Source organism: Halopenitus malekzadehii (assembly GCF_900108505.1).
Lineage (GTDB): Archaea > Halobacteriota > Halobacteria > Halobacteriales > Haloferacaceae > Halopenitus > Halopenitus malekzadehii.
The window spans coordinates 1-11012 of the sequence record NZ_FNWU01000031.1 but is presented as its reverse complement, the minus strand read 5'-3'; the positions used below and the strand labels follow the sequence as shown (position 1 = coordinate 11012).

The window sequence follows — 11012 nt, the reverse complement described above, 5'->3', positions numbered from 1 at the left end:
CACTCATTCGGTGTCTGCAAAGCGCGTCATCGAAACAGGAAGCCCCTGCCTCAAGGAGCCGACGAAGGCAGCGACTAGGCAGGGGTAGTTCACTGCGTCATTGGACATTCCAATTGTCCCAGCATAGAATGCTGGTGTTATGAAGAGAAAGACTGCCATAAAGAGAATCGATCCAACAAGTGAGCTAATCGGGTCAACCGTTTGTAAGAACAGTTGGGGGACCTGTAACAATGCGAATATCGCTACTGGAACAAACAGAACCGGGTTACTCCGGAGGACCTGTGGAGTTGTCCGAAGGGACTTGATGAGGGCCATATCCAGTATGGAACTCACAACAGCATATAACGCAACACTTCTTTCTGAATGCGAAAATCGGTAGGGAGAGTGCAATAAACAAAAAGAAAATAGGTCGGCCTACAGTTACTCAACGATGATTGCACCACGCTGACCAATAGCGCGATGGGGTTGACAGGCGTATCGAAAGACGCCAGTCTCAGTGAACGTTTCCTCGAAATGGACACCGGACTCGGCGTGGATGGTCTCGCTACCAAGGTCAGCATCTTCAAAAGTGATGTTGTGAGCACCGCCTCTCCCAGTCCACGACCACCGGACCGTGGTTCCGGCCGAGACCTTCAATGCGTGCGGATCGAACGCAAAATGACCATCGTTGCCCTTCGCTCCAGTCGTTATCTCAATGAGGTCCTCGTTCGTTTGGTCCGTGATGGTTCCGTCGTATTCGTTCGTTCCCGCCAGCCACTCATCAACGGTTGGATACCCGCTCGACGGTGCGGAGTCGACAACCACGACACCTTTCATCCCCGCATCCGCGTGTGGCTCGCTGACGTATTTGTACGTTCCTTCTGATTCGAACGTGTACTCGAACGTCTCTCCCGCATCCGAAACCGGCTGGCCACTGTCGAAGGTTCCATCGGTAGCTGCCACGTTGTACTCCGCGTTGTTTCCGATCCACTCCCACGTCACCGTCGTACCAGGTGTGACTTTTATCGCAGGCGGAGAGAACGACTTCGTATTCGACACGCCGAGATACACGGTCGGCGGGTCTTCATATCGAAGATCGTGGATCTGATGCGTCTGTGGATCGTTCGCACTTGCGAGCCAGGAATCCAGAGCATCCTCGTCGTCGCTTTCGTTCGGTGTCGACGTCGAATGGGTGTCTTGTGCTTGAACGCTAGAGAACTCGGTCAGGGAACCGAGTCCAACGGCGATGCTTGTTCCGAGGAACGTACGTCGATTGCTGGAGGGCATATCCGTGTCGAAATTGGCTTACGAATTTATACAAAGGAGGGGGTAGTTTTCAGTTACTTAGAATTAGTCCGTTGGGGTGTTCTTCAAGGTAATCTTGAACGGTATTTCGCCTTGTTGTGATGTCTCACTTGTAAATGACTCAACACGTAGTACTGAGCTCGAGCGGATCGTTTATATATCATATTCAATATACTTTCATCGCAACACAACGCACCCCATCGACGGAGCTCGATCTCCAAGACTTCACGGACGGATCTAGCTCTCTTTCAGGACGGAGCGTCCGCCCAGAAGGACGAACACTATGCCGATGCCGATCGCAATGATGGGGCCGTTCGATTCCTCCGTTCGGAGGAACGCGTTGCCTGGTGAGTCCGGAGTCGTATACGCAGTGACGGTCGTATTCGTCTCGTATTCCTCGATCGCGTCTCTCGCAGCGGACTCGGTATCGTATGCGCGTCTCACTGATGAGGGATAGATCTTGGTTGAGGTATATCGCTCTCCCTGGTAGACGTATTCGAATCGAACCGTCGGATAATGTTCGACTCCCGTGCTTGAACCCGTTCCATCGGCTTCGACACCCGTTTCGAGGATGGTCGCGTTCACCGAGACGCCTGAATCGATCGCCTGTTGTTGGGTGACATAGTCGAAGCCGCCATAACCGATGACGGCGAGGCCAACGAGGAGGAACAGTATTCCTTTTCGGACGGAATTGCGATCGGAATCGCCGATCGGAAGACGCGAATCAGCGGACACGCCCGGAACGGTACCGGTGCCAACGCAAGTGTGTATCGGAAGCTACGAACGATATCATGGTCTCCGATGGGTTCTATCCACGTGACACGGTAGACTTCGTATGAGTCGAACCCTCTCCGGAGGTTTTAAACAATGAGAAAAGAACTGAAATTAATAGAATACATATGAGGAAACATCCGCAACCGCAACTCGGAACGAACGGCGATGTCATCGGCCACCGTGTGCTCGCGTACTTGATCGATTCCCTTCTCATCGGGCTGATTTGGGCCGTCTGTATGGTTCTCGGGTCGGCTCTTGGGGACGCAGGATTCCTGGTACTGACGCTTGCTGGTATCGTCATCACCGTCGTGTACGTTTTCCTGCTCGAGGGGATCTACGGCTACACTCCTGGAAAGTACCTGCTCGGACTCGTCGTCGTCAAATCCGACGGGTCCGATTGTACGATCGGTGCATCGATAATTCGGAACCTGCTCTGGGTCGTTGATGCCCTTCCGACCGCGAACCTCGTTGCGATGGTATTGATCCTAGTTACCGAGGAGAACCAACGCGTCGGCGATATGGTCGCGGATACGATCGTCGTCAAGCGGCGCTAGTCGGTTCAGGTCGACCGTCTTTTCGAACGTACAGAACATGTCTAAGTGTCGGCTTCACCCTCGGGGTCAAGCCCCGAGGCACTCGCCTTGCTTATCTGTAGACGAACCGCTAAAACGGAAGCCAACCCCAGAAGGAGAAACTCCGGTCCTATGTTGAATACTATTCATCCGATCCGATAGTCGCTAACGCGGTCCCGTGCGATGTACATCGATCCGAGACTGACGAGACACGCGAACACGACCGAGATGACCGTTCCGAGAACACCGATCAGGAACTGATCGATACCGGTGAACGAGGCTACTGCATGGCCAACGATACCTGAATGGGCGATCACGGTTGGGAGGGCGACGACGACGACCACGATCGAGTAGCCGACGAATCCTAGGACGCTCGGCACGATCGCCTTCCTGCTTCGAGAAACGCTAACAGCCTCAAAGCGTGGAAACACGGCGCCGATGCCCGTCGCGATCGCACCCGAAATCGCCGATAACACGAGTGCTGAGACACCGAGACTGGCCACGGTCGGCAGCGAGTGTGGGCTCAAAACGCCCGTGGCGACGGTTGCCACAACAGTCACCGGAGCGAGCAGAAGACCACCAGAAACAATATGTCCCACGACCAGCGCGCGCTCAGGCGACTCCGAGAGGAGCGTGACCGGGAGCGCAGCGCCCTCCTGGCCGATCACGTTGAGAGCAAACAGCGCACCGGCGATCCACGTACCGCTGAGAAGTATCCACAGCGGAAGGCCAGTTCCGATTTCGCCGGACTGGACGGCCGTTACGAGCGGCCCGGCGAGAACGATCACCGGATACAGTGCGAACGATAGCGAGATCGGTGCCCGACGTGCACGTTTCCAATCGACTATCACCACCCCGAGGACGGGGTGAGAGAGGACTCGTGAGAGTATGCCGAACGTCGACGACTCGTCTTCCGTTCGATCCACCTCGTGGGTAACGTGCACCCCGTCAGCGTACCACAGCCATTCCGAGAGTCGAAACAGCGAAAAAACGGCCGCGATGGTGAACACGGCCGAGAATCCGATCATACCGATCGCACGAAGTGGCGACGCACCGACCCCGAGTCCGATTGCCGCGAGATCGCCGAACCAGTTGATCGGCGTCGGTGCGAGAACACGATGGAGCGGTTCGAGTATCGACGTAAACGCGTTCGTAACGATCACCAGAAAGTACCCGATACCGACAAGGAGAAGAAACAGCATTCGCAGACGGCTGAGCAAAAGCGAGCGAACACCAGCGTTTCGTACGCCAAGTGCGAGAATGAATCCCGTTGGAAGACCCGTTGCGAGCACGAGACAGAGCGTGAGAAACACAACGGGAATCGTAACGACCGAGCCAGCGCCGATGGCGAACGCGACCGTGGCGGCAGTTCCGATCGTGAGAAGGAACGCGGACCAAAGCACGAGTTCTGTGAGAACGATGCCTCCGATCACATCACGGTGGGAGATCGTCGTCAATAACCCATCAAGATTGTCGGGGCGAAGCGCGACGGCGTACGCACGATATCCTCCGAATCCAACTACGAAGATCCAACCGTAGACGAACCCCATCCGGATCCATTCGATAAGCGGTCCAGTCTCGGTTCCAGCGACGAAGCCGCCGGCAAAGTACGCGCCAACCACGCCAGCGATCGAGACCGGAAACAGCATCAGAGCCGCGAACGCGAGAGCCACTAACTGCGTCGAGTTTCCTTTGATCACCCGCCAGCGGCGTCGGAGTTCGGTACGAGCAACGAGGCGTGGACGTTTCGCTCGTGTCATCGATCGTCAGGTCGTGCGCTTGATGCAGTCTGGTCACCGTCTCCGTTCGATCCGTCCCGTGAGTCTGTGGCGGCAGTCCCGGAGTTCGACTTGGGTGCAACCGGCTCCCGTTCGGCGGTGACCGAGAGGAACACGTCTTCGAGCGTCGTTCCTGCTTCTGCTTCCATCTGCGCCGTGAGTTCTGCAGGTGAACCCTCAGTAACGAGGTCTCCCTCGTAGAGAACACCCACCGTGTCCGCGAGCTCCTCGACGACCGAGAGGATATGTGTCGACAGGAACACGGTGTGACCGTCGTCGGTCAGCTCTGCAATGACGTCGAGGACTGTCCGGGCTGCACGCGGGTCCAAGCCGCTGGTTGGCTCGTCGAGGAACACGACGTCGGGCTCGTGTAGCAGCGCCTGCATCAGGCCGACTTTCTGGCGCATCCCCTTCGAGTAGTCCTCGATTCGTTTGTCGGCATCTCCAGTGAGGTCGAATCGGTTCAGCCACGCCGCGATTCGGTCGTTCATGTCGGCTGTGGGAACGTCACGAAGCCGTCCGAAGTACTCGAGTTGCTCCCGGCCGGTGAGTTCGTCGAAAACCGGCGGTTCTTCGGGGAGATACCCGATCGATTCCCGAATAGCGTCGCGATCCGTGACGGGGTCCCCACTGATCCACGCCTCACCATCAGTCGGCCGTGTCAGCGACGTCAGCATCCGCATCGTGGTCGTTTTTCCCGCACCATTCGGGCCGAGGAAACCGTATACCGTACCGCGATCGACGGTCAAGTCAAGTCCGTCAACGGCGGTGTCTGTCCCGAATCGTTTCGTCAGATCTCGCGTCTCAATGGCGTGTCTTACTCGTGTCATCTCAACAAGTTACTGTGGTGGATCCAGTGCTGCGATCGATCATATGACGATACCTCCAACTCCGATGGTGATGAAGACGACCGCGATCATCGTCGGAAACGCCGCACGTCGCAGACGTGCACTTGCAAATCGTTTCGGAGTGTGATCGGTTATCACGAGATCACCAGTGAGGACGACCTCGTGCTGTCTCCGTTCGATAGGCCCCGCAACGAGATACTCTTCACCGGGATCGATTCGACGTTCTACGTAGCGACGGGTGCCGAGTCCAGGGACGATCCGTATCCATTTGGCAACCGGTTCGAGATCGTCTCGAACGTCGATGAACCGTTGGATTCTTTCCGGCGGAGTCTCACTCGCGTCAACCGTAACGACCGTTGATTCCGTGTCGAGTACGAACCGCTTTGGTGACGGCACGACGTCGAGATCGCCACGAGGCCCATCTAGGGAAAACGGACGTGTCGCGACGCCATCGTCAAGGTGGGCCTGCAACCACGGAATGCCGATCCCGAACGGTTGTCGTTCGGTGACTTCGAACTCAAAACCGAGACATCGGACTCCCGTGAACGGCGCTGAGAGCGTCTCTCCGGATTCGTTCACCACGCCATAACAGACGGCAAACGACTCATCGTCCGTGACGGCACTCGGATCTTGAACGGAAGCAGAGAGGACTCTCGGCACGACCGCAAGCGGCCGGAGACCATACCAGCCGATGGCGAGGCCAAGAGTAATGAAAACGAGCCCAACAACTGTGAGTAGCATTAATCCAGGAGTCGTGGAGCGTTCGACGAATCAGGTGGGTTTTCCGAAACGATCCACGTCAAGAACGTCGAACCGTCTCGGACACATTCTCGATGGAGGGATCTCGTGTGGAGGGACCTCATAGGGACCAATTCTACTGGAGACTTCAAAGGGCTTCCCCTGATTGTGGTTCCTGTAGTTACTCCGCGTGTTTCTGTATTTTGGGAGTGCCGATCTCGTAGGGGGTGACGTTTCTGATTAACTCCCAACACTCTCGTGTGAGTTAGATACCCCACTCGTATTGACTCGGTTTGGGCTGTCGTCTTGTGTCTCCACCTGTAGATAGGCCGCCGCGATTATCCCGTACAGAAGGACGAAGAGAACGCTATTGAGCGTATTGACGATGAGTTCGCCGACGATCGCTGCGCTGGCGAGATCGAAGAGCGTGCCGACGATGCCACTGATGAACCCGATGACGCCAGCCAGGATTACGATCACGGCGAGCTTCAGTCGATTTTCACGCGAAAGTCCCCAACTCCGTTTGAGTCCGCCGATGATTCCTCGATCCTCGACGCCGACTGCGAACGTGAAGAACAGAAAGCTGACTGCGAGGAATATCCCGGGAAGGAACAACAATACGAATCCGATCATAATGGCGGGGCCGACGATGAGCCCGCCGACGAACAGCGAAAGCGTGGCTCGCCCCATTCGTCGCGTGTAGAGATCACTGGGGAAGCTCGATAATTCCTCTGAGGGGCGGGTGAGTGCCCGTGAAAGGACGACGAAATACGCGGAGCTGAGGACGACTGCTCCGACGAACAGGCCACCGGCAACAGTACCCGAAACTGGAAGCGTCATTCCGAGGGCCGCTTCGATTTCGCCTGCCGGTCCTGGTGGGAAGACGCTAATAACTGCCGTGTTGATCGACGCCTGTGTCACCAACTGAAGTGCAAGAAACACGACGAGCAGTATCCCACCGGTTGGCGTGAGTACCCGCTTGATTCCATCATTGATCGCTCGCCCAAGGTGGAGGGTCATATACTGTTCTTGGTCGCACCAGGGCATAAGCAGGGGGAAGGCTCATATCGAGTTTTAACTAAGATACAGGGTGTCATAGAACGGTTACCACACGTGTGTTGTTCCTCGGGAATCGATCAATTCTCGCGTAGCGCTTTCATACCGAAGTTACTTTCCTGATGCGATCGGTGGTACACATAATGGCCACCTATGAAGCGTTTGACCGGGGCGTAGAGGTGAACGGTCAAACGGTCCTCACGATCGTCGAAACAGCAATCGGACGGTTTTCTGAAGCCTATCAGGAACGGGCGCTCCAAGCACTAGCTGCGGAAGGAATCACCGATCCGGACCCCGAGGAGTGGTATCCGCAACAAACCTGGCTGGATACCTTTGAGACGATCGCGGAGGAGTTACAGCCGCATGTCCTCGATCGGCTTGGCGAACAACTTCCGGAAGTCGCCACGTGGCCGAACGACTTCGATACCGTTCCCGAAGGGCTCCAGTCGATCGATGCGGCCTACCAACAGAATCATCGTGGTGGCGACATCGGCTACTATGAGTTCGAGCAGATCGAGGATCGAGCCGGCGAACTCACGTGTTACAACCCGTACCCCTGTCCGTTCGACCGTGGACTCATCCGTGGTGTCGCGAGGCAGTACGCGTCCGTCGATGCGTTCGTCTTCATCGAGGAGACGGGAGACACGTGTCGTCGTGACGGGGACGACACCTGTACGTACACCGTGTACTGGTGATCATCGATCGTAGGACTCGAGGGCGTCTCGGAGTTCTGCGGCGGTGAAGTCCGACGCGAGGGTGGCTATCTCCTGCAGATCCTCGTAGGTCTCTTGAAGCTCTTCGATCCGTTCAGTTTCGGTTTCGCCATCGTCGGGTAGTTGTGCTTGTGCGCGTTGAATCGTCCGTAGCGTTGTTTGGATCTCCCGTTGAACGTACTGTTGGAACACGTCTTGGAGGATGAACCAGATCTCTCGCTCGGCTGTATATCTGACGCGTCGGCCGCCGCCCGCCGATGATCGACGATGGATGAGTCCGATCCGGGTCAAGGTACGGGTGACGTTGCTGATCGTCGATTTCGCGTAGCCGGTCTGGTCGACGAGTTCCGGGATTGAAAGGGGATCGTCGGAGAAGTATAACACGCCGTAGATCCGGCCTGCACTCCGGCTGAGACCGTAGACTTCTGCCGACTGCTCCATCGACTCGATGACCCGCTCGCGTGCGACGGCACGATCATCTTCACTCATAGATGGATGTTGTCCATACTCCGTGATGGGTACTCTGTTGAGTCATACTTCGGTTATGGATTCCGTAAGTATTAAATCGTTTGATTCGTTTGTTCAGAGTGTACCGAACAAACAGAATAAATCGTCCGGGCCCTCTTCAAACCTATGGCAAGCGCCTTCCCACACCAGCCCCCAGTCACCCACGCTCCCCGTGAACAAACGAACATCGTCGTCGACCGCAACGAGCCAACTGAGGTGCTCCAGGTCCTCTCATCCGAGACGGCACAAGCGATCTTGGGAACGCTCAAATCGGACCCGAAAACGGCGTCCGAGATCGCTCAGTCACTCGACCAATCCATACAGAACGTCTCCTACCACCTCGATCGGCTCCACGACGTGGAACTCATCACGCCGATCGAGACGTGGTACTCCGAGAAGGGCCGAGAAATGACGGTGTACGCCCTTGCGAGCGAACAGCTCGTCGTCGAATTCCACGACGACACCGAGTGATCACTTCCTCGTCCAACAGCTTCGAGACAGTAACTTTCGCTCTGTGGTTCCCTACGTGGCTCTTACGGCAGGTACGTTGCAAGGAAGTCAATGATTCGATCGAGTGTTTCGTCTCTGTTTCCTCGCTGTCCGAATCGTCCTCGTCTGCAGAGGGTGGTCGACTCATACCTCGTGCTTTGAGTTACAACGTTCCCGTATCGAGCGGGCCTTCGAGTTGCCCCATCACGGCTTCCAAAGCGTCGGTTGCAGTCAACAACCCGACGATCTCACCATCCTGAACGACAAGCGCTACTTCTTGTGCTTCCGTCTGGAACTGGTCGAACGCATCGCTCACGTTCGTATCGGACGCCACTGTCATCGCTGGTGCTGCGATGTCTGCCAGTGTTTTCGTCCCATCGTGTAGGTCCTCGAAGTGGGTGATGATTGATGGTGAATACACGATTCCAACGAAGTCGGTCAAGGCGTCCCCGACGAGTGGAAACCGGGTGTGTGGCGTGTTCCGAATTTGCTCGATGTTCTCGTCGACCGACTTCGTCGTCGACAACGCGACGATCTCGTCTGCTGGCGTCATAATTTCACTGACTTCGAGTTCATCGGCGTCTAAGGTGTTGAGTACCTCTTCCCGGCGTTCCTCGGGTAGTTCGATTTCTTCCATCATCGAACCGAGGCGATTACGGAGTTGCGCGTGTGTCTCCAAAACTTCTTCTTCAGTTTCGAGCCACGCCCCCTGTCATCTCGACGCCGAAGAGTTTGAGTGTCGCCTTTGCGACCCAGTCTCCGAAACGGATCAGCGGCGAAATTAGCCATACGAACCAGTATAGTGGGACAGCGCCGTACCGGGCAACCTGCTTTGAGCGTTCGACGCCGAGGTACGTTGGCGTCTGTTCACCGTGGGTGAGGTGCACTATATTGATGAGGAAAAAGCCGAGCAGCGAGCCGGCTCCGACCGAAGCGAGAGCCGTGTTTTCGAACAGTGGTTCGAAGAGCGCAGCTAAGCCGGGCTCTGCGATGATCCCTAATGCGGTGCTCGTTCCGGAGATTCAGATCTGACAGGTCGTCAGGTACAGTTCGAGATCGTTCGTCATTTCCCACGCCTGCTGGTAGCGCTGGTGTATCGAATTCCGATTTCGGGTACTGCCGAACCCGTGTGAGGGCGAACTCGATGGCGACGAAGTACGCGTTAATGAGGATGAGGAACCCCCCTGCCGCCACGCGGAGAGTGATCTCAAGCGGCGTCATCGCAGGAATATTCTCGTGGCTGAATAAAAAAAAGAACGAGAAACCCTGTGTCGTCGACGATGACAGCACCCGACCTACGTCGCCGATAGCAACATTGGTGTGCTACCTGGTTGGATAGCTTGAAAGGGATTTGTAGTCATCACACGTTTCATAATTCATTCCGAAGAACCATCGATAGGGCCGCTCTTGATCGGCTCCGTGAAACCGATGGATATTGACCAATTCAAAACCCAACACGCGCCGACGGAAACCGCTGAGACGTTTCAACGTGAGAATAGCTATACACTCGATATCGTCGTCGACGGATCTGTGATGGCGAAAGCTGGGGCGATGGTCGCCTATACCGGTGATATCTCGTTCACCGGGCAAGCGACGCCGGAGGGCGGGATTTCGGGGTTCCTCAAGGAAGCTACAACCGGTGAAGGAACACCTGTGATGCGTATCGAAGGAGACGGGCACGTCTATCTCGCGGATCACGAAAAGAAAGTCCAGATCATCCATCTCGACGATGACGATGCACTCACTGTCAACGGTGAGGATATCCTTGCCTTCGAATCACGGATTTCGTACGAGATCGACAAGATCGACGGTCTCGCTGGTGCCTTTGCAGGTGGCTTCACGAACGTCTATCTGCAGGGCCCGGGATTCATCGCACTCACGACGCACGGCGATCCGCTCGTTTTCGAACCGCCGGTCACGACCGATCCCAGCGCCACTGTCGCGTGGAACAAGACTTCCCCAAGCGTCGAGGTCAACAAGAACCTCTCGGATATGATCGGTCAGGAGTCAGGGGAACGCTTCCAGATGAACTTTGACGGAACCGAGGGGTTCGTCGTCGTCCAACCCTATGAAGAACTCTGATAACTGATAGTCATTGGTATCGAAGGATCCTTCTGCTTTTCATCCAGTTGGGAGCGCGAGGATGAACGCGAAGAACGCTCGACGCGCCAGCCATCAACCTCGTTGGCCCGGTCGAGATCGACGAGTTCTACGTCTCTGCCGGGAAGAAAGGCCGCGAGCGCGACCGGAGTC

Annotated in this window: 12 protein-coding genes and 2 pseudogenes; 5 read left to right on the top strand and 9 right to left on the bottom strand. The window is 56.1% G+C overall.

What is annotated here, in order from left to right; genetic code table 11:
- Positions 1-3 precede the first annotated feature (3 nt).
- The 3 genes from BLW38_RS16050 to BLW38_RS15390 all read right to left on the bottom strand — a co-directional run bounded on the left by BLW38_RS16050 (position 4) and on the right by BLW38_RS15390 (position 2019).
- The gene (locus BLW38_RS16050; protein WP_143040922.1) at positions 4-315 is read right to left on the bottom strand and encodes a DUF7847 domain-containing protein; all 312 of its coding nucleotides are present in this window, start codon (positions 313-315) and stop codon (positions 4-6) included.
- 105 nt (positions 316-420) lie between these two features.
- A complete protein-coding gene (locus BLW38_RS15395) occupies positions 421-1266 on the bottom strand; it encodes a halocyanin domain-containing protein (protein ID WP_218143087.1) in 846 nt (281 codons plus the stop codon).
- 255 nt (positions 1267-1521) lie between these two features.
- Complete coding sequence (locus BLW38_RS15390; protein WP_092818070.1) at positions 1522-2019, bottom strand: DUF3592 domain-containing protein; 498 nt, start codon at positions 2017-2019, stop codon at positions 1522-1524.
- Positions 2020-2183: 164 nt separating this feature from the next.
- On the opposite strand from BLW38_RS15390, the gene BLW38_RS15385 reads away from it, so the two are divergent.
- Positions 2184-2612, top strand: coding sequence for an RDD family protein (locus BLW38_RS15385; protein WP_092818069.1), 429 nt, complete (start codon positions 2184-2186; stop codon positions 2610-2612).
- A 164-nt stretch (positions 2613-2776) separates the two neighbouring features.
- On the opposite strand, the gene BLW38_RS15380 is transcribed toward BLW38_RS15385, so the two are convergent.
- From BLW38_RS15380 to BLW38_RS16610, 4 genes are all read right to left on the bottom strand, one after another.
- Positions 2777-4303, bottom strand: coding sequence for a hypothetical protein (locus BLW38_RS15380; protein ID WP_245710265.1), 1527 nt, complete (start codon positions 4301-4303; stop codon positions 2777-2779).
- Positions 4304-4386: 83 nt separating this feature from the next.
- Positions 4387-5238 (bottom strand): ABC transporter ATP-binding protein, encoded by an 852-nt coding sequence (locus BLW38_RS15375; protein ID WP_092818067.1) that lies wholly within the window; start codon positions 5236-5238, stop codon positions 4387-4389.
- Positions 5239-5277: 39 nt separating this feature from the next.
- Entirely contained in the window at positions 5278-5997 is a 720-nt protein-coding gene (locus BLW38_RS15370) for a hypothetical protein (RefSeq protein WP_092818066.1), read from the bottom strand.
- Positions 5998-6234: 237 nt separating this feature from the next.
- Positions 6235-7014: a hypothetical protein gene (locus tag BLW38_RS16610; protein ID WP_245710264.1), complete on the bottom strand. Its 780-nt coding sequence runs from the start codon at positions 7012-7014 to the stop codon at positions 6235-6237.
- A gap of 179 nt (positions 7015-7193) precedes the next feature.
- Here BLW38_RS16610 and BLW38_RS15360 point away from each other — a divergent pair, with 179 nt between their 5' ends.
- Complete coding sequence (locus BLW38_RS15360; protein WP_092818065.1) at positions 7194-7745, top strand: hypothetical protein; 552 nt, start codon at positions 7194-7196, stop codon at positions 7743-7745.
- Here BLW38_RS15360 and BLW38_RS15355 read toward each other — a convergent pair whose 3' ends face one another.
- Positions 7746-8252: a GbsR/MarR family transcriptional regulator gene (locus BLW38_RS15355; protein ID WP_092818064.1), complete on the bottom strand. Its 507-nt coding sequence runs from the start codon at positions 8250-8252 to the stop codon at positions 7746-7748.
- Positions 8253-8396: 144 nt separating this feature from the next.
- Between BLW38_RS15355 and BLW38_RS15350 the strand changes: the two genes are divergently transcribed.
- Entirely contained in the window at positions 8397-8741 is a 345-nt protein-coding gene (locus BLW38_RS15350) for an ArsR/SmtB family transcription factor (protein WP_092818063.1), read from the top strand.
- Between the two features lie 181 nt (positions 8742-8922).
- Here the strand turns inward: BLW38_RS15350 and BLW38_RS15345 are convergent.
- Positions 8923-9980: pseudogene (locus BLW38_RS15345) on the bottom strand (CNNM domain-containing protein).
- 207 nt (positions 9981-10187) lie between these two features.
- Here BLW38_RS15345 and BLW38_RS15340 point away from each other — a divergent pair.
- Positions 10188-10841, top strand: a complete 654-nt coding sequence (locus BLW38_RS15340; protein ID WP_092818062.1) for an AIM24 family protein — start codon at positions 10188-10190, stop codon at positions 10839-10841.
- Positions 10842-10912: 71 nt separating this feature from the next.
- Positions 10913-11012 (top strand): annotated as a pseudogene (locus tag BLW38_RS16045) (IS1595 family transposase); the annotation flags it as partial.

Bases quoted from the DNA above. Each gene is read 5' to 3' on its own strand.
- BLW38_RS16050 (WP_143040922.1), bottom strand. From the start codon at position 315: ATGGCCCTCATCAAGTCCCTTCGGACAACTCCACAGGTCCTCCGGAGT.
- BLW38_RS15395 (WP_218143087.1), bottom strand. From the start codon at position 1,266: ATGCCCTCCAGCAATCGACGTACGTTCCTCGGAACAAGCATCGCCGTT.
- BLW38_RS15385 (WP_092818069.1), top strand. From the start codon at position 2,184: ATGAGGAAACATCCGCAACCGCAACTCGGAACGAACGGCGATGTCATC.
- BLW38_RS15375 (WP_092818067.1), bottom strand. From the start codon at position 5,238: ATGACACGAGTAAGACACGCCATTGAGACGCGAGATCTGACGAAACGA.
- BLW38_RS15370 (WP_092818066.1), bottom strand. From the start codon at position 5,997: ATGCTACTCACAGTTGTTGGGCTCGTTTTCATTACTCTTGGCCTCGCC.
- BLW38_RS16610 (WP_245710264.1), bottom strand. From the start codon at position 7,014: ATGACCCTCCACCTTGGGCGAGCGATCAATGATGGAATCAAGCGGGTA.
- BLW38_RS15360 (WP_092818065.1), top strand. From the start codon at position 7,194: ATGGCCACCTATGAAGCGTTTGACCGGGGCGTAGAGGTGAACGGTCAA.
- BLW38_RS15355 (WP_092818064.1), bottom strand. From the start codon at position 8,252: ATGAGTGAAGATGATCGTGCCGTCGCACGCGAGCGGGTCATCGAGTCG.
- BLW38_RS15350 (WP_092818063.1), top strand. From the start codon at position 8,397: ATGGCAAGCGCCTTCCCACACCAGCCCCCAGTCACCCACGCTCCCCGT.
- BLW38_RS15340 (WP_092818062.1), top strand. From the start codon at position 10,188: ATGGATATTGACCAATTCAAAACCCAACACGCGCCGACGGAAACCGCT.